Below are 18,440 nucleotides of genomic sequence, written 5' to 3' on the forward strand. Positions count from 1 at the left end.
CTTCTCTTCATCGTCTGTCTCCTCAGTTGGAGAACAGGCTAACTCTAAATGCCGGACTTTTCAGGGGAGCAGGTCACTGCCTTTGCGCGCAAATTCCGGGTGCCCCATGTGACGCTGTTGATGTTTGACGGGCAGGGTGCGCTTCACCGCACGGTGCGGGGCCTTCAGACCAGCGCGCATCTGGCCGAGGTGTTTGCAGCCCACAAGGCGGCTGTCACCTAGGTCAGAAACGCCTTGGCTTTCATCGTGTCAGGGATTGGTGCGCCAAGGCGGCTGAGGATGGTTGGGGCAAGCTGCACCTGATCGATGATCGTGTCCGCATCGGGGCCGTCTGCATCCCCGAAATAATAAAGCGCTGCATCCTGTTGCAAGTCGCCCCGCCCGCCATGGTGGCCGCGCGCGTCCTGTCCGTGATCAGCCGTCACGATGACCTCATAGCCCATCGCCCGCCAGCGCGGGATGAAGGGGGCCAGCATCTCGTCCATGACGAAACAAGCGTGGTCCATCTCCTGACTTTCGTGGAAAAACCGGTGGCCCATGCTGTCCAGCGTGCAGGTGTGCAGCATCCCGTAGTCCAGATCGAACCGGGTGCAAAGACTGGTGAGCGTGCCAAACAGATCGAGGTCCGAGGGCGTCATCTGGTTAACCAGCCCATAGCCGGTCATCGTATGAAAGCGCCCGTGGTTGATCGTGTCGCTGTCGGGTTCGTCATATTCGATGTCACGCACGACGTCGAAGGGCGCACGGTTGAAGAACTCGGACCAGAAAGAATGCGCGACCGCGCCCGTGGTGCCGCCTGCGGCGCGGGTTTGGCTAAACACGTCCGGGTGGGACAGGCGGAACACGTTGCCGTTGCCGGTGCAGCCATGTTCTGCTGGGACGACGCCGGTGTGGATCGAGGCATAGCAACTGGCCGAGATCGAGGGCAGCACCGCACGGTGCCTCCAGACGCCCGCGTCGCCCGCGTCCACCCATCCTTCCAGATTGCCAAAGAGGCGGCGCCAGTTGCGGTAAGGCACCCCGTCGAGAATGATCAGCAGCAGTTTGTTTTTCATCGCAATGCACTTGGGGCTTTGCCCCAAACCCCACCGTATTTTTGGTCAAAAGAAAATGGGTGCTTTAGTTGCCCGCACTCTCCATTTTGCGATGGGCGATGACCTCTTCGAGCCAGCCCAGTTTCATTTCCGGCACAGAACTGAGCAGCAGGTCGGTGTAGTCATCAAAGGGCGGGGTGAGCACTTCGGATTTGGTGCCGTAGCGTTGCACGCGCCCCTGATACATCACCGCGATGCTGTCGGCGATGGCGCGCACCGTGGCCAGATCGTGGGTGATGAACAGATAGGCGACGTCTTCGACCCTTTGCAGGTTCAACAGCAGTTTCAGGATGCCGTCGGCTACCAGCGGGTCGAGGGCGGATGTGACCTCATCGCAGATAATCAGCTTGGGCTTGGCCGCGAGCGCACGCGCGATGCAGACCCGTTGTTTCTGACCGCCCGAGAGTTCCGCCGGGTAGCGATCCTGGAACCCTTCGCCCAGTTCAATTTCGTCCAGCAGTTCCTGAATCCGTTGCTGTTTTTCTTTGCCTTTAAGGCCGAAGTAGAATTCCAGAGGGCGTCCGATGATGGTCCCGACGGTCTGGCGCGGATTCATCGCGGTGTCAGCCATCTGATAGATCATCTGCAATTCACGCAGGTCTTCGAGGCTGCGCGAGGGCTGATCCGGTGACAGCGTGCGCCCGGCGAATGTGATCGCGCCATCGCGAGGTGGCAGAAGACCGGTAATGACCCGCGCCAGCGTGGATTTGCCTGACCCGGATTCGCCCACCACCGCCAGCGTCTGGCCGGGGCTGAGGTCGACCGAGACATTGTGCAGCACGTCGAATTTCGTGCCCGCATAGCGCGCGGTGATATTTTCGACCCGCAGCACAGGCTCGGTCGGTTGCTTTTCCTCGTGCGTGATTGAGCGGACGGAGACGAGCGCCTGCGTGTATTCTTCTTGCGGGGCGTTGATGATCTGGTCGGTGGTGCCGTATTCGACCATCTCGCCCTGGCGCAGCACCATGATGTGATCGGCCACTTGCGCCACAACCGCGAGGTCGTGGGTGATGTAGAGCGCGGCGACACCGGTGTCGCGGATCGCGTCCTTGATTGCCTTGAGCACATCGATCTGGGTGGTCACATCCAGCGCCGTGGTGGGTTCGTCAAACACCACGAGGTCGGGTTCCGGGCAGAGCGCCAGCGCCGTCATGCAGCGTTGCAATTGCCCGCCGGAGACTTGGTGGGGATAGCGGTTGCCGATATGGTCGGGGTCCGGCAGGCCGAGTTTGTCAAAAAGCGCGCGCGCGCGATCTTCGGCATCGGATTTTGAGAACTTGCCTTGCAGGACGGCGGCTTCGATCACCTGTTCCATGATCCGTTTGGCGGGGTTGAAGGACGCAGCGGCGGATTGGGACACATAGGTGACCTCGGCTCCGCGCAGCTTGCGGATATCGCGCAAGTTTGATTGCAGCACATCGCGCCCGTTGACCATGACCTCGCCACCGGTCAGTTCGACGCCGCCGCGCCCATAGGCCATTGAGGCCAGACCGATGGTGGATTTTCCGGCCCCGGATTCCCCGATCAGGCCCAGCACCTTGCCTGCCTCGACGTCAAAGTCGACGCCGTGCACGATTTCGATGTCATGGGGTTTTTCACCCGGCGGATAGACGGTTGCGCCGATTTTGAGGCCGCGGACCTGAAGGAGAGGGGTTGTCATTGTATCGTCTCCGTCAGGTTGCTTTTAAGTATTTCGGGAACAATGAAGATCATCCGCGACCCCCTTTCAGCGAGGTGGTGCGCGTCAGGATCCAGTCGGCGATCAGGTTCACGCTGATCGACAGGGTTGCGATGGCGACGGCTGGGTAAAGGGCGGCCCCGATGCCGAAGTTGATCCCTTCCTTGTTCTCTTTCACGATTCCGCCCCAGTCGGCCAGAGGCGGCTGTACCCCGATCCCGAGGAAGGACAGCGTGGAGATGAACAGCACCATGAAGATGAACCGCAGGCCCATTTCCGCCACGAGGGGGGAGAGCGCGTTGGGCAGGATTTCCCGGAAGATGATCCATTTCAGCTTTTCACCGCGCAGGCGGGCGGCCTCAACATAGTCCATCACGGTGATGTCCACGGCGACCGCACGCGCAAGGCGATAGACCCGCGTGCTGTCCAGCAGCCCCATGATCACAATCAGCGTCACCACTGTCGCCTCGATAGAGGATAGAATAACGAGCGCGAGGATCAGCGACGGGATCGACATGAACAGATCGACAAGCCGGCTCATCAACTGGTCCACCCAGCCCCCCGACACGGCAGCGATAAAGCCAAGGACTGCGCCGGTGGTGAAGCTGAGGATTGTGGCGGCAGTGGCGATAAAGATCGTGGTTTGCCCGCCATAGATCATGCGAGTCAGCAGGTCGCGCCCGATCTGGTCGGTGCCAAGCCAGTGAGCGGCCGAGGACGGCTCCCACACATCGCCGACGGTTTCGGCCATGCCGTAGGGCGCGATGACGCCCGCAAAGATGGCCGCCAGAAAATAGGTGCCGGTGATGATCAGGCCGATCGCGGCTGAGAGCGGGATGTTCTTTAGCATTGGTTTTGGTCTCTCAGTGTCGGGCGAGGAGTTGTTGCACCTTGAATGGCGAATGGGGGTCTCCCCGCGCCTTTGCTTCGCAAAGACACTTGGTCGCACGATATGATTTTTCTCGGTGAAAAATTCATTTGGGGTGCCTCAGGCGGGGGTTGGCGAGGATAGACACCACATCCGCCACAATATTGAGGATGATATAGACGGCGGCAAAGATCACCCCGCAGGCCAGCACCACCGGGACGTCCCGCTTGACCACCGCATCGACCAGATATTGGCCCATGCCCGGATAGGCGAAAACCACCTCGACCACGACAACGCCCACAACCAGATAGGCGAGGTTGATCATCACCACGTTCACGATGGGCGCGATGGCGTTCGGAAATGCGTGCTTGCGGATGACCGTGAATGTGGTCAGCCCCTTGAGCTCAGCCGTTTCGATATAGGCAGATTGCATGACGTTCAGGATGGCCGCGCGGGTCATCCGCATCATATGCGCCAGCACCACCAAGGTCAGCACTGCCACCGGCAGCGAGATCGCGTGGAGTTGTTCCAGCAACGGCATTCCCGGCGAAACCGAGGCAAAGGACGGGGCCCAGAACAGTTTGACCGCGAAAAAGAAGACCAGAATGTAGGCAATCATGAACTCAGGCAGCGAGATCGAGGCAAGGGTCACCCCGGAGATCAGTTTGTCCGGCCAGCGGTTTTGGTAACGCACCGCGATCAGGCCCAGCAGGATCGCCAGCGGGACCGAAATGATGGCGGCCCAGAACGCAAGGAACAGCGTGGCCGACATCCGGCGCGACACCTGGTCGGCGATGGGCAGCTTGTTGGTCAGCGCATTGCCAAGATCGCCTGTCACGATCCCGCCCAGCCATTGAAAATAGCGGCTGATTGCGGGTTGATCGAGCCCCATCTCCGCGCGCAGGTTGGCTAGGTTTTCAGCCGTTGCAGCCTGACCAAGGATCGCTTGGGCCGCATCGCCCGGCAGAACTTCTGTCAGCCCGAAGATCAGTGCGGAGGCCGCAAAAAGCAGGATGAGGCCAAGCCCAAGCCGTTGGGCGACCAGTATTATGACGGGGTGCATGAGGACGCGCGTGCCTCCGTAGTGAGGAATGGCCGCAACAGGGCCGGAGCAATCAACAAACAGGCGGGGTGCTGCGCGGGCGCAGACACAGATGTGTCAGAGTGTGGGTGTCGGGCTGCGAAAGACGCGGACAGCGGCAAAGGGTATGCGGCACTGCGGGTCAGGTCAGCAACGTGCCCTGTCGGGGGGGCGTTGCCCGGCAAGCGGTGCCGGGCAACGGGATTTTCAGTGGCAAACACCGGACCGCTTTACGCTTTCCAGGTGTATTTCGCCGACTTCCAGTACATTTGGGGTCCGTTCGGGTTCGGCTCCCAGCCTTGAATATTGGCCGAAATCGCGTCAACGAAATCGTTGAACATCGGCACCATCAGGCCGCCTTCTTCGTTCAGCATGCGACCCATTTGGGAATAGATCTCCTTGCGCTTGCCTTCGTCGATTTCGGCACGGGCCTCGAGCAGCATCTCGTCAAATTCGGGACGCTTCCAACGGGTGTCGTTCCAGTCCGCAGTCGACAGATAGGCCGTGGTGTACATCTGATCCTGCACAGGGCGACCGCCCCAATAGGAACAGCAGAAGGGCTGCACGTTCCAGACTTCGGACCAGTAGCCATCGTTTGGCTCGCGCTTGATTTCCAGAGGAATGCCAGCGGCCTGACAGGACTGCTGGAACAGCGCGGCGGCATCAACCGCACCCGGGAACGCCCCATCGGCAGTGCGCAGGATGATGGGTGAACCGTCATGACCGGACTTTTTGTAGTGCTCGGCCGCTTTTTCCAAATCGAACTCGCGCTGCGCGATCGTCTCGTCAAACAGCGGATAGGCGGCGTTGATCGGAATGTCGTTCCCGATGGAGCCATAGCCTTGCAGAATCTTGTCGACCATTTCCTGACGGTTCAACGCGTGTTTCAGAGCCAGACGCAGTTCCAGACTGTCAAACGGCGCGGTGTCGACATGGGCGATGAACACATAGTGGCCGCGCCCTTGTGTCGATTGCACGTTGATGGTGGGTGCGCGGTCCAGCAGTTTGGCGATCTTGGGCTCGACCCGGTTGATCGCATCGACCTGACCCGATTGCAGGGCTGCGGTGCGCGCTGTTGCGTCGTTCAGAACGATGATCTCGACACTATCATAGTGGGCGACCTCGGTCTGATCGCCACCCCAGTAGTCAGGGCGGCGTTTGAAGACCATGCGCACGCCGGGCTCATCGCTTTCCAGCGTATAGGGACCGGTGCCGATCGCAGCCGCCGGGTCATCAAAGCCACCGTTGGGTTGGATAATCAGGTGATAGTCGGCCATCAGATAGGGCAGGTCGGCATTGCCCACCGCAAGCGTGACTTCGAACACGTCGCCGTCGGTGCGCATGGACTTGATGCCCTGCACGATGCCAAGGGCACCGGATTTGGAGTCCTCGTTGGAGTGACGTGCCATCGTCTGCATGATGTCGTCGGTCGTGACGTCGGCACCATTCGAGAATTTGATGCCCTGGCGCAGTTTGAAGCGCCAGACCGTGGCGTCATCCGAGCCTTCCCAGCTTTCGGCGACCTGGCCTTTGAGGCTGCCATCGGGGTTGAGTTCGACCAGCGGTTCGCCCCAAAGAAACCCACCGGCCAGCGGCACATCGGACGCCCATGCGGCGGGGTCCTGGGTGTTGGTGGATTCACCACCCTGCACGCCCATTTTGAATGTCCCGCCAGCAACAGGCGCTGCATGTGCAACATCCGCCAGCATCGAAGTGGCGACAGCGGCCGTGACGCCCAATGCGGCGGCCTTGGTCATGAATTCGCGGCGTGTCAGTGTGCCTGCCGCAACGCGTGCGGACAGGTGTTTCAGGTCTTGTGACATTATCGTCTCCCGGTTGGATTCCTGCATCTTTGCGCAGATTATAAGTGAATATGCTGTGACGTTAAGCATTTGAGCCAAGGCCGCAAGGGCTAAAGGTGGTGCCCGCGTTCACGATCCTCTCTGGCCCTAACTAGATTCGGTTGCGTGGAATTTGATCTTCGAGGCTGCGTTCAAAGACCCGCTCGTCGTTTTCATAGGCTTCAATGTCGGCGCGCAGATAGAAATGCGTTGCGTCGGACCACATTTCGCACCGGGCTTCGGTGCGCAAAACGATGTCACCGCGTTGCATTTCGTCCGTCCAATGGCAGCTGCCGCGAGCCGAAAGAGGATCGTCTGGGTGAATATCCCACCGTTCGCGCGCCACTGAGCCGTGGATCAACCCATGCTCCAGATCGCGTACCTTGCCGAAATCATCCTCGATCAGCAGGCTTGTGATCCCGGTCACGAGGTCGGTCTGGCTCACGCGGCTGTGGGCTTCTTCGCGCAAGGTTTCGGTCTGCCATGGCTCTGCCGCATCTGGCGGGGCAAAGGCCGGGCATGCGATGTCGCCGGTTGGGCCGGGCAGATCGATGCGCCCCTTTGTGATGTGCAACGTAGCGGGCGCAGGCGCGGGCCAGATCAGCGGCCAATAGGCGGTGCTGATCGCGACGCGCAGCCGGTGTCCGGCGGGAACGGTATAGCCGATATGGTCCAGGGTCAAAGCCAGCTCGACCTCTTGCCCCGGCACCATTGGGGTAGGTGTCGCGGCACTGTTGCGATGGGTCAGGTTCAGCACACCGTAGGTGATCCGCGTGCTGGCCCCGTCCGGGTGGACGTGGTTCAGCCGCACGGCAATCTGGGCCGTGGGCTGGTCGCAGGACAGCGTAAGGCGTACCTGTGGTGCGCCAAGGATCGCGGTGTCTGCTGTGAGCGGCGCACTGGTCCAGCAGGCCGACAGCGCGTCATCGCGGCGCTGATCGCCGGGCATTTCCGGGCCCAGCCAGATCGCGCAGTATTCCCCCCCTTGCGCGCCAACATCCGCCGACGACGACACGTTGGTATCCGTGTCCGCCTCGGTCCCGATGAGGGTGCTATCGCCCAGCCACCAGCTTTGTGATGTCGGGCCGGGATGCACGCCGCCACGGCTCTGGCCGACCCAGGTTCCGGGGCGATCCGTGTACCACGTCGCCGGGCGCACCCCGTCCATGATGTACGCGCGCAAGTCCGGGTCCTCCTCTACCCCGGTTGGAATGCCCTTGAGCCACCGATCCCACCAGCGCAGGGCCTCCTGCAGGAAACCGATGCGCGGTTCGGGCACTGCAAAGTGGGGGTATTTGTGCACCCAGGGGCCGATGATCCCCTTGGCACCGGGCAAGGCGTCCACCAGTTGCGGCACTGCGTTCTTGTAGGCATCGCCCCATCCGCCGACGGCCAGCACCTTGGCCGAAATGCTGTCATAGTGATCGATCGCCGACCCGTGCGCCCAATAGGCATCCCGGCACTGGTGGCGCAGCCATGTGGCGGGCAAAAAGGGCTCGTTCTCGAGCCGGTCCAGCCACATCTCGCGCCAGTCCGGGCGCAGAGCCGGATCGGGCGCGCGCGACGAATAGCTCCACATCGTCGCCCCCCACCCAAGGTTTTCGTTCAGCAGGCAGCCGCCTTTGTAGTGAATGTCATCGGCAAAGCGGTCCACGGTCGAACACAGGGTGATGATCGCCTTGAGGGGGGCAGGGGACATGGCCGCGACCTGAAGGGCGTTAAATCCGCCCCAACTGATTCCCATCATGCCCACGCTTCCGTTGCACCAAGGCTGGGCGGCGGCCCACTGGATCACCTCAACCGCATCATCCAGTTCCTGCTGCGTATACTCATCGCGCATCAATCCGTGACTGTCCCCATTGCCTCGGATGTCCACGCGCAGACAGGCATAGCCGCGCTGCGCGAAATAGGGGTGGGTCAGCGCATCGCGCGCGCAAGTGCCGTCGCGTTTGCGGTAGGGCAGGTATTCAAGGATCACAGGAACCGGATCGTCCGCGGCGTCCACAGGGCACCATACGCGGGCGGACAGGCGGGTTCCATCCGTGAGCGTAATTCCAAGATCGGGGGTTTCTTCAATATCGCGCAGGGCATTCTTCATGCACCCGACGGTTACGCGCGAAGATGAACCTGTCAAGCGAAGCAGGCCGAATCACCGCGCCGAACCCTTATGCGCAATTAGCACGTCCATGACGTTGGTGCCTGTGGGCCCGGTCTTGACCAATGCGCCGCGCGCTTCAAGCCAGGGATAGGCGTCCGCGCGGGCCAGCGCGTCTGCGCCGCTGTCATCCCACGTGGTGCCGTCGACGCATGCGCCCGCCGCATCGGTGGGGCCGTCCGTCCCGTCGGTTCCGGCGACCAGAATACGGATATCGTCGCGCCCGGCAATCTCGCGCGCCAGGCCGAGGGCCAGCGCCATGTTGCGCCCACCCAGGCCAGGGGTGGCGGGCAATTGAACAACCGGCTCTCCCCCAAAGACATACAGCCCTGCGGCCCCTGCGGTCAGCGTCGCCGCAATGCGCGGGGCCAGCGCGACCACATCATCATAAAGCGTCTCGCTGTTGTGCTGAACGGGCAGCGGGCTGGCGGCGGCGATGGCACTGCGCGCAATGGCATTGCTGGCGATGATCTCGGAGTGGAACGCAAAGGCAGGGTTGGGCGGTGCGGCCCCGATGCCTGAGCCGATGGTCATCAGCGCGTCACCTTCAACATCCGACAAGGCCAGCGTCGTAACCCGCGCCCCTAGAAATCCGGCCAGAAGCTTGCCGCCCTTGATCTGGGACTGCGCGGTGCGGTGCGCGTTCATCTCCCCAATCGGCGCGCCAGCGGCGAGCAACTCCTGCGTGCTGGCCATCAAGGTTTCGAGGCTTTGATCCTCGATTGGCACTTCGACGAGCGACGACGCCCCGCCCGAGACCAACATCAACACCTCGGACCCTGCCGGGCAGGCGCTTATGGCGGCCTGCAGGGCACGGCCCGCGGCCAAAGAGGCGGCGTCCGGCACCGGATGCGCGGCCTCGATCACCTTGGCATGGGCGGGGGCGTTGGCGGCGTGTCCGTACTTGGTGATGATCAGGCAGGGCACATCGGGCCATGCGGTGGCGGCTGGTGTGGCCATGGCCGTCGCCGCCTTGCCGACGGCGACAATACGGCTCGGTTTGGAAATGCGCCCTTCGGTCAAAGCACGCGCCACAGCCGCGTCGCCGCGCACTGCATCGACCCCAATTTGCCAGAGCGCCACCAAGTCTGCCGCATTTTTCATCGCTGGTCCTTCCCGCATATCCACCGGACTGAGTCCGAATCGCCACAATTTCTCTTAGCAATTACGGTAAATTAGGGTGGTTTGCGAAAAAGACTCTAGCCGCCGAATCATGATTCGCTTATCACTGGCCGAATAAATGCATGTCAGCACGGCGACACAACGTCAGCGGCATCTAAAATATTGGACCGCAAAAATGCGGCCAGAGGCGAGAGTGGTGGTGTTATGAAGGCGATTGATTTCGTCGTTCGCGATGGTGCGGGCGCGTTACAGCGTGGGGTTGTTCCTCAAGACGGAAATACGACGGTTGCGCTGACAACCGGTCAGGAAATGTCCCTCAATCTTCGGCAGATCGATATGGTCTCCCAACAACGGGTTGGCGAAGATCTCGTGATCACGCTGGTGGATGGCCGCCAGATCACCCTCGAAAACTACTTCAATGATATCGGCGAGGCGAACCGCCTGTTCATCTCGGCGGATGGTTATCTGAACGAGGTGGCTTTTGTCGAAACCACCGATGGCGAACTGATTGCGCAATTCGGCCCGACCGAGCAGTGGGGCAAGTGGAGCCCGTCCGATGACCTGATCTATCTGGGCCGGACCGAGATTGCAGACGCAGGCGTATATGCAGGTCAGGAAGATGACGTATCCATGCTTGGCGCGGGTCTTTTGGGCGCGGGCCTTTTGGGTGGCGGCGGCGCGGCGGCAGCGGGTGCAGCCCTTTTGGGCGGTGCGGCTGTTCTTGGTGGTGGCGGTGGCGGCGATGATGATGACGACGACATGACCACAACCGGTGGCACATCGGACCCAAGCGCCGATCCGGCAACGCCCACTGTCGACAATGTCGGCACGTCCACCAATATCGGCGGCGATGACACGACGACCCACACCTTTGTCGTATCCGGCACGGGCGAGCCTGGCGATACAGTTTCGGTCAATGCGGGCGGATCCGTTCAAACCACGACCATCGCGAATGATGGAACGTGGTCTGTCACCTATGAGGGCGCAAGCTTTCCTGCGGATGGTACTGTCACGCCTGTGGTTGACTTCAGCCACTCCGGCGGCGGGACAACCGTAATCAACGGCCCCGAATTCGTGATCGACACGGTCGGCCCCGCCGTTGCGTTCAGCACAGGGGTGCAAAGCGTGGGCCACACGGTCAACGATGCCGAGCTTTCAAGCGGCGTAACCCTTACCGGCACGGGCGAGCCGGGTGCGACCTTGTCGATCACCATCGACAACGTGACGCGCACCGCCACAGTCGATGACAGCGGCGCATGGTCGGCTACATGGCAGGCTGGCACTTTGGCAGACGGTGAATATGACAGCACCATCACGGTCATTGCCTCGGACGCTTTTGGCAATACCACAACCGTGACCGACACGCTTGTGGTCGACACCATCACTGAGGTGGCCATCGCCACAGCCACAGTCGAAACCGATGGAGTCGTCAATGCGGCAGAAGCCGCCGACGGGATCACTCTGACCGGGACCGCGCAGCCGGGCTCGAGCGTGAATGTGACATTCAACGGCACCACACGGGCCGCAACGGTTGACGGATCAGGCAACTGGACAGTGGGCTACACCGCCGCCGAGGTGCCAACAGGCGAGCAGACCGCGATCATCAGCGCCACCGCCACGGACACGGCGGGCAACACCTCGACCGCGACGGGCACAATCGAAATCGACACGCTGGTCAATGCGCTGAGCTATACATCGACCACAGGCGGGGCGGACGGCGTGATCAACGCGGCCGAGGCCACGTCGGGGCTGGTGGTCACCGGCGTGACCGAGCCCGGATCAAGCGTTTCCGTGCAGCTTGGCACCGCAACAGCCGCAGCAGTTGTCGCGGTAGACGGGACGTGGACCGCAACCTTTGCGGCCAGCGATATTGCACCGGGCACCTACACATCGCAGATGATCGCAACGGCGACAGACGCCGCTGGCAACACCCGCAGCATCAACCAGACCGTCAATGTGGATACCGAAGCCGGGTTGCTGACCCTCGATGGGCCAATCGAGACCGACGACGTCATCAACTTTGTCGAAGCCAGCGATGGGGTGATCCTGTCCGGGCGGGCCGATCCAGGCGCGATTGTGAACGTGAGCCTTCACGGTGTGACCCATCAGGCTGTCGCGAACTCGAGCGGTGTATGGCAGACGCGTTATACTTCGTCCGAGATTACGGCGGGCACCTATGATGCCAACATTTCGGCAACGACCACAGATGCCGCGGGCAACTTGATTACCGTGACGGACACCGTTCACGTTGACACGCAAGTCGACAACCTGTCGGTCGCCGCAGACGTGATCGAAGGCGACAATGTGATTTCCGAGGCCGAGCGGTCTGACGGCACGATCCTGACAGGCACGACTGAGCCGGGCTCAAGCGTGGCTGTCACCCTGGGGGCGGTCACCGTGCAGGCCATTGTAGATGCGAACGGCAACTGGCAGGCCCCTTTCACCGCCGCCCAGATCCCGACCGGGGAATACACCACTGGCGTGTCCGTGACGGCGACCGATGTGGCCGGCAACGTGGCGACTGTGACCGATACGGTGCGGGTCGACACGTTGGTCAATCAGCTGACCATTCAGGACACCATCGCAACCGATGATATCATCAACGGCGCAGAAGCGCGCGAAGGCATCTCGCTTGGCGGGCAGGTTGAGCCGGGCTCGACCGTGATGGTTGATTTCCACGGCACGGTTCTGGCCGCAACTGTGGACGGGGCCGGAAACTGGTCGCTCGACATTCCGCCAAGCGCCATTGCGCCGGGCACTTATACTGCGGACATCACCGTTATGGCCACGGATGCGGTGGGCAACACCGACACCTTGTCCGATACTGTCAGTATCGACACCGAGGCTCCCGATGGCCCCGTCGTTGCCAGCGTGAACCAGGGCGTATCCAGTATTCGCGGCATCTCGACCGAGCAAAGCGATGGCGATCTCTCTGTGGCGCAGGTCGACAGCAGCGGCGCGATCAGCGACGTGTCGGTCATCGCAACGGACATCGATGCGATCAACGAGACGAACTTCACCTTCACCTCGAACGTGCCCAACGGCTCGCACCTGATCGTCAATTCGGCGGATGCGGCCGGTAACACTTCGGGCACCTACGTGGTTCTGGATGACGGTAACGCCAACTCCACCGTGGATTTGTCGAACGGGGGCTTGAGCGATTACGAAGTCGAAGCCGTCGACCTGCAATTCGCGGAAGAGGCAAACCTGACCATCACCGAAGCGCAGCTCGTGGCGCTGTCGGATGCGACAAACACCGTCACCATCCACGGCGGCAGCGACGACACCGTCACGATTGCAGGTGCCAGCCGCACCGGGTCGGTGCAGGTCGATGGATCGACATATGATGTCTACTCGCTTGGCACCGAAGGCACTGTCATCCTGGATGACGACATCAACGTGAACACGGCTATCGCGTAAACAAAACTTCACTGGGCAAGAACAACAAAAACAATTTCGAGCATTCCAGCAAGACATGAGGCGCGGACCGGACCCCCGCAACCGCGCCAACCTCAAAAACGATAAAACCCGAAACGGGAACAGACTATGGGGCAAGGTGGTATCAAGGGTGTGGCAATGTGTGCCGCGATCTCGCTCACAGCGGGGTGTCTGGCGGATATGGGGGAGGTCCCTTTTGTTGCGCGGCTGAACACGGGCGCTGAAACCTCTGTCGAGACCCCAAGCGACACGGCCGCCTTGCGCGAAACCCCAACCAAGAATGACGAGACACTGAACGTCGACAGCGCGGTGATCCAAGGGCTGCTGGCCCGTCAGACGGTGTTGCCTGCAAACAGCGCTTATGACCGGGTGGCCACAGCCGTGTTGGCCGCAAATGCGCGGGCTGCCGAAACGGAATTGCGCGCCGCACGGCTGCGCGCCGAGGCGGCCTCGAAGAATTGGCTGCCCACGGTCGGCCCCCGTATCTCATTAAATTCGCTTGGTGATATCATCAGCCAGATTGTTGTCGATCAGGTCCTGTTCGACAATGGGCGCAAAAAAGGCGAACGCGCCTTTGCCAAGGCAGATGTCGAGGTCGCCGCCGTGGCCTTGGCCGAAGACACCAATGACCGGGTCGCCACCGGCCTTGGGCTGTACCTTGACGCCGCCGAGGCGCGCGAGGCCACGGCCCTGCACCGCGTCACCCTGCGCGAGATGGAACATTTCGACTACATCATGTCCGAACGCGTGCGGGGCGGGGTGTCGGACATGTCTGATCTGAACGTCATCCGCCAAAAGCTCGCCGAAATCCGCGCCAGCATCGCGTCGGGCCAAGAGGCGGAGGCCACGGCCATTGCCGAATTGAACGCCATGGCGATCCAGCCCCTCGACGATGTGCGTGGCCAGCAGACGCTGATGATCAGTGCCGCCGCCGCCCAACCGCTGGCTGTGACCCGCGCCGAGGCGGAAAAAGAGCGCAACATCGCGCAGTTCCAGATCGACCGTGCCAACCAGTTGCCGGGCATCAGTGCGCAGGGAACCGTGGGCGAAAACAGTGGGGCAGGTATTACGGCGGGCGGCATGGGCATTGGTCTGGGCACGGGCGCGCGGCTGCGCGCGCTTGAGGCGGCCAAAGAGGCGGCAGGGCGCGATGTGGCGCAGGCGACCGAGGATTCAAACCGCACATTGCGTCGGCTTGAAGGCCGTGTCGCGGCCACCGAACGCCAGGCGGGCGAAGCGCGCGCGCTGACCGCGCAGGCCAAGGCGAACCTGGACCTGTTTCAGGACCAATACGAGGCAGGGCGCCGTCAGGTCATGGATGTCGTTGGCGTCTATGAGACCTTCGCCGCCCGGCAAGTCGCTGAAGTCACTGTGAAATACGAAGCCTTGCGTGTGCAGATCGAATTGGCGCGCGTGCAGGGCGTTCTGGCGGATGGAGACAAGATTTGACCCAAGCGCGGCCCTTTACTCTCACCATCACCAACGGCAACCGGGCCAGCATCAAGGCGGCCCAGACCACCGAACGCCCTGTCGCGGATAACGCTAACCGGTTCGAAGACCGCTTGCGCACCCGCGCCGACCTCTCGGTCGCCTTTGCGCGTCTCCTTGGGGTGAATACGGCCCGCGCGGACGTGTTTGACGCGCTGCGTCTGTCCACCTCCAAAGGGGCCAGCGACGCGGTCGAGGCGGCGGCCATCGCCAAAGGGCTCGAGGCGGCGGGCCTGATCGCTCAGGTGCGCACGATTGACGTGCTGAACGCCGATCAATGGCCGGCACTGGCCTATATGACAAGCGGGCAGGTGGTGCTGGTGCTCGGCCAGACCCGTGGCGATCTGGTGATTTATGACAAAACTTGCACCGACAATCGCGCGCAGGTGCCGGTCACTGAATTTGCACCCTTCTTTGCAGGCATGATCGTGCGGGCCGAAGCGCCGCTGGACCGCGTGGCCGAAATTCATCAAACCAAAACTGCGGCAACCCACTGGTTCTGGGGCGAATTCCACCGCTTCCGCAAATCGCTGGCCGAGATCGCGCTTGGCTCCTTTGTGGCCAACCTGCTGGCGATCGCCGTGGCACTGTTTTCGCTGCAAGTCTATGACCGGGTGATCCCGCACCAGTCCGAAGCGACCCTGTGGGTGTTGGCCGCCGGGGCCTGTCTGGCCTTGCTGATGGAGGCGTTCATCAAAGTGGCCCGTGCCCGGCTGATGGATGGGGCAGGGCGGCAGATCGAACTGTCGGTGCTCCAACTGTTGATGCAACGGGTGATCGGCATGCGCTCGGACGTGCGCGGCCAGTCCCCTTCGATGACATTCTCGGCCATGCGCGAATTTGGGTCGGTGCGCGAATTCTTCACCGCCTCGACCATCGGCACCATTGCCGACATCCCGTTCATATGCGTCTTTCTGCTGCTTGTAGCCTCCATTGCAGGCCCAGTGGTTTGGGTGCTGATCCTTGGGGGCATCCTGATGGTTGTGCCCGGATTTTTCCTGCAAAAGCGGATGTTGCAGCTGACGCAGGAAACCCAAGGGGCGTCCGCCAAGTCCTCGCGGCTCTTGCACGAGGCGATCTTTGAGCGCGACACCGTCAAGACGCAGCGCGGTGAGGACCGTGTGATGCGATTGTGGCAGGAATTGACCACGCTTAGCGCGATGAAATCGTCCGACCAGCGCCGTCTGGCGTCGGCCTTGACGTTCTGGAGCCAGGGCATCCAGCAGATGACCTATGTGGCGGCGGTGATCGCGGGCACCTATCTGGTCTTTGCCGGACAATTCACCGTGGGCTCGATCATCGCAGTCGGCATCCTGACTTCGCGCACGCTGGCCCCGCTGACCCAACTGGCAGGCACCATGGCGCGGTGGGGCAATGTGAAGGCCGCCCTTGATGGTCTCGAAGGGATCGCCCATGCCGCGCAAGACACCGATGCGACACGCACCTACCTGCGCCGCGAAGAGCTGAACGGGCATTTCGAGCTGCGCGAAGTGCAGTTCCAATATGACGACGAGGGCGCGCCGACGCTGGACATTCCGGGCGTGCAGATCATGCCGGGCCAGCGCGTGGCCGTGCTGGGATCAAACGGGGCGGGCAAATCCTCTTTGCTGAAAATCCTGTCGGGGCTTTATGCGCCGACCAAGGGCCGCGTGCTGATCGACGGCACGGACATGAGCCAGATCGAACCGCGCGATCTGCGCCGTGTGGTGGGGTATCTGGGGCAGGACGTGCGCCTGTTTTCCGGGACGTTGCGTGACAACCTGAACCTGACGATGCTCGAACAGGATGATGATCGCCTGTACGCAGCCCTTGATTTCGCGGGCCTCGGGCCCTTTGTGAAAGGGCACCACAAGGGGCTCGATCTGGATATTCTGGACGGCGGCCAGGGCCTCAGCATCGGGCAACGCCAGTCCATCGGGTGGGCGCGGTTGTGGTTGCAGGATCCGGCGATTTGTCTGCTGGACGAACCGACCGCGGCGCTGGATCAGACCTTGGAAACCACGCTTGTGAGCCGTCTTGAGAAATGGATGGAAGGGCGTACTGCGATCATCGCCACCCACCGCGTCCCGATCCTGTCGCTGACCACCCGCACGCTGATCCTGCACAACGGGCGGCTGACCATCGACGGGCCGCGCGACGAGGTGTTGGCGCATATCGGCAAGTCCGTTCCCATAAAGGGCAAGATCGCATGAGCGTCGCCCCCACAAATCTTGGTGCGCAGTTGGAAAGCGAGATGCGGGGCCCCTCGCTGCTGATCTGGCTGTGTGGCGGGGCGGTGCTGGTGTTCGTGCTCTGGGCAGCTTTTGCGTGGGTTGATGAGATCGTGCGCGGCTCGGGCGAGATGATTTCGTCCTCGCGCCCTCAAATCATTCAAAACCTCGAAGGGGGCATTCTGGCCGAGCTGGCCGTAGCCGAAGGCGATATCGTCAACACAGGCGACGTTCTGGCGCGGCTGCAAGGCACGCAGTTTCAAAGTCAGGCGGATGATCTGCAGGATCAGACCACCGCACTAGCCGTGCGTCAGTTGCGGCTTGAGGCCGAGTTGGCGGGTCAGTTCGACTTTGCGGTGCCGGGGGCGTTGGAACAGCAGATGCCGGGGCTGATCGCCTCGGAGCGGGCGCTGTTGCAGGCCCGCCAGACCGACTATCTCAGCCGTCGCGAGGGAGCGCAGCGGGTGCTGGAACAGGCGGCCAAGGAAAAGGCGCTGCTTGAGGACCTGCTTGAGCGCAAGATCGTGGCCCTGATCGAGGTGACACGGGCCCGCAAGGCCCACGCGGATGCGCGCATCAAACTGGACGAGATCGAAACCCAAACCGAGCTCGAGCGCGCGCAGGCCTATTCCGATACGCTCAAGGAACTGAGCACATTGCGCCAGACCTACAAGGCAGCACAGGACCAGTTGAACCGTACTGTTCTGGTCAGCCCCATGCGCGGGATCGTGAATAACCTGAGCGTGACCACCATTGGCGGCGTCGTGCGTCCGGGTGAAGAAATCCTTCAAATCATACCGCTGGACGAAGAACTGTTCGTCGAGGCCCGTATCGCACCCAAGGACATCGCGGGCGTGCGCCCCGGACAGGATGCAACGATCAAGCTAAGTGCTTATGATTACACGATCTATGGCTCTCTCAAGGGGGAGGTCAAACTGATCTCGGCCGACACGTTCAAGGATGAACGCAAGCCCGACGGCGACCCCCATTACAAGGTCACATTGCGGGTGGACACATCCGGACTGACGGACAGGCAACGCGACATCTCGATCCGCCCCGGCATGCAGGCAGAGGTCGAATTGCACACTGGGTCCAAGACGGTTTTGCAATACCTGATGAAGCCGCTCTACAAGTCACGCGAGGCGTTTCGCGAGCCCTAGGCGGGCGATGGGCGACGGGCGGGTCGGAGCCCAGAGTGACCGATGCTGCATTTGGGGTCGATGTGGGCATTGCGGATCATGACCGCAAAAAGGGTTCCGTTTTTATATGCATCCGAACACCGTTTCGGCGTTCAAGTGGCTCATTTTATATCTGTAAACTCTTCGATGATTTCGACGCCTGGGGTGTTTCTCAGGAAATTGAAAACAGCTTCGGAAAAGCCTTGCACGTCTTGACCTGCTCCCCTGAGAGTCCGTGTTTATAAGTTAGCACTGTTCAGGTTTTGGTCCTCTTCTGACCGGTTAGC

At 61.6% G+C, this 18,440-nt stretch carries 12 protein-coding genes; 5 read left to right on the forward strand and 7 right to left on the reverse strand.

The genetic code is table 11. The annotated features are described in order from the left end of the window. Positions 1-48 precede the first annotated feature (48 nt). Positions 49-222, forward strand: coding sequence for a hypothetical protein (locus tag Q0908_RS19710; protein WP_299288819.1), 174 nt, complete (start codon positions 49-51; stop codon positions 220-222). On the opposite strand, the gene Q0908_RS19715 is transcribed toward Q0908_RS19710, so the two are convergent. From Q0908_RS19715 to Q0908_RS19745, 7 genes are all read right to left on the reverse strand, one after another. After that, on the reverse strand, positions 219-1,055 hold the full coding sequence (locus Q0908_RS19715; RefSeq protein WP_299288822.1) for an alkaline phosphatase family protein: 837 nt from the start codon (positions 1,053-1,055) through the stop codon (positions 219-221). The two genes, Q0908_RS19710 and Q0908_RS19715, sit on opposite strands and share 4 nt — an antisense overlap. 64 nt (positions 1,056-1,119) lie before the next feature. Further along, positions 1,120-2,754, reverse strand: coding sequence for an ABC transporter ATP-binding protein (locus tag Q0908_RS19720; protein ID WP_299288825.1), 1,635 nt, complete (start codon positions 2,752-2,754; stop codon positions 1,120-1,122). 49 nt (positions 2,755-2,803) lie between these two features. Next, positions 2,804-3,622 carry an ABC transporter permease gene (locus Q0908_RS19725; protein ID WP_299288828.1) on the reverse strand — a complete coding sequence of 273 codons (819 nt, stop codon included), beginning with the start codon at positions 3,620-3,622 and terminating at the stop codon, positions 2,804-2,806. 124 nt (positions 3,623-3,746) lie between these two features. Further along, positions 3,747-4,703: an ABC transporter permease gene (locus Q0908_RS19730; protein WP_299288830.1), complete on the reverse strand. Its 957-nt coding sequence runs from the start codon at positions 4,701-4,703 to the stop codon at positions 3,747-3,749. A gap of 248 nt (positions 4,704-4,951) precedes the next feature. Then, entirely contained in the window at positions 4,952-6,544 is a 1,593-nt protein-coding gene (locus Q0908_RS19735) for an ABC transporter substrate-binding protein (RefSeq protein WP_299288833.1), read from the reverse strand. Positions 6,545-6,674: 130 nt separating this feature from the next. Next, entirely contained in the window at positions 6,675-8,660 is a 1,986-nt protein-coding gene (locus Q0908_RS19740; protein ID WP_299288836.1) for a CocE/NonD family hydrolase, read from the reverse strand. Between the two features lie 51 nt (positions 8,661-8,711). Beyond that, positions 8,712-9,821 (reverse strand): DUF4147 domain-containing protein, encoded by a 1,110-nt coding sequence (locus Q0908_RS19745; RefSeq protein WP_299288839.1) that lies wholly within the window; start codon positions 9,819-9,821, stop codon positions 8,712-8,714. A 222-nt stretch (positions 9,822-10,043) separates the two neighbouring features. Between Q0908_RS19745 and Q0908_RS19750 the strand changes: the two genes are divergently transcribed. From Q0908_RS19750 to Q0908_RS19765, 4 genes are all read left to right on the forward strand, one after another. Continuing rightward, a complete protein-coding gene (locus Q0908_RS19750) occupies positions 10,044-13,259 on the forward strand; it encodes an Ig-like domain-containing protein (RefSeq protein ID WP_299288842.1) in 3,216 nt (1,071 codons plus the stop codon). 126 nt (positions 13,260-13,385) lie between these two features. Beyond that, positions 13,386-14,726 (forward strand): TolC family protein, encoded by a 1,341-nt coding sequence (locus tag Q0908_RS19755; RefSeq protein ID WP_299288845.1) that lies wholly within the window; start codon positions 13,386-13,388, stop codon positions 14,724-14,726. Next, a complete protein-coding gene (locus Q0908_RS19760) occupies positions 14,723-16,957 on the forward strand; it encodes an ATP-binding cassette domain-containing protein (RefSeq protein WP_299288848.1) in 2,235 nt (744 codons plus the stop codon). The genes Q0908_RS19755 and Q0908_RS19760 overlap by 4 nt, the downstream gene beginning before the upstream one ends. Further along, positions 16,954-18,135: an HlyD family type I secretion periplasmic adaptor subunit gene (locus tag Q0908_RS19765; protein WP_299288851.1), complete on the forward strand. Its 1,182-nt coding sequence runs from the start codon at positions 16,954-16,956 to the stop codon at positions 18,133-18,135. Before Q0908_RS19760 ends, Q0908_RS19765 begins: the two co-directional genes overlap by 4 nt. Positions 18,136-18,440: the final 305 nt, after the last annotated feature.

It is taken from the genome of uncultured Tateyamaria sp. (genome assembly GCF_947494755.1).
GTDB lineage: Bacteria > Pseudomonadota > Alphaproteobacteria > Rhodobacterales > Rhodobacteraceae > Tateyamaria.

Coding starts and splice junctions, on each gene's coding strand:
- Q0908_RS19765 (WP_299288851.1), top strand. CDS start 16,954: ATGAGCGTCGCCCCCACAAATCTTGGTGCGCAGTTGGAAAGCGAGATG.
- Q0908_RS19745 (WP_299288839.1), bottom strand. CDS start 9,821: ATGAAAAATGCGGCAGACTTGGTGGCGCTCTGGCAAATTGGGGTCGAT.
- Q0908_RS19740 (WP_299288836.1), bottom strand. CDS start 8,660: ATGAAGAATGCCCTGCGCGATATTGAAGAAACCCCCGATCTTGGAATT.
- Q0908_RS19710 (WP_299288819.1), top strand. CDS start 49: ATGCCGGACTTTTCAGGGGAGCAGGTCACTGCCTTTGCGCGCAAATTC.
- Q0908_RS19750 (WP_299288842.1), top strand. CDS start 10,044: ATGAAGGCGATTGATTTCGTCGTTCGCGATGGTGCGGGCGCGTTACAG.
- Q0908_RS19720 (WP_299288825.1), bottom strand. CDS start 2,754: ATGACAACCCCTCTCCTTCAGGTCCGCGGCCTCAAAATCGGCGCAACC.
- Q0908_RS19730 (WP_299288830.1), bottom strand. CDS start 4,703: ATGCACCCCGTCATAATACTGGTCGCCCAACGGCTTGGGCTTGGCCTC.
- Q0908_RS19725 (WP_299288828.1), bottom strand. CDS start 3,622: ATGCTAAAGAACATCCCGCTCTCAGCCGCGATCGGCCTGATCATCACC.
- Q0908_RS19735 (WP_299288833.1), bottom strand. CDS start 6,544: ATGTCACAAGACCTGAAACACCTGTCCGCACGCGTTGCGGCAGGCACA.
- Q0908_RS19715 (WP_299288822.1), bottom strand. CDS start 1,055: ATGAAAAACAAACTGCTGCTGATCATTCTCGACGGGGTGCCTTACCGC.
- Q0908_RS19755 (WP_299288845.1), top strand. CDS start 13,386: ATGGGGCAAGGTGGTATCAAGGGTGTGGCAATGTGTGCCGCGATCTCG.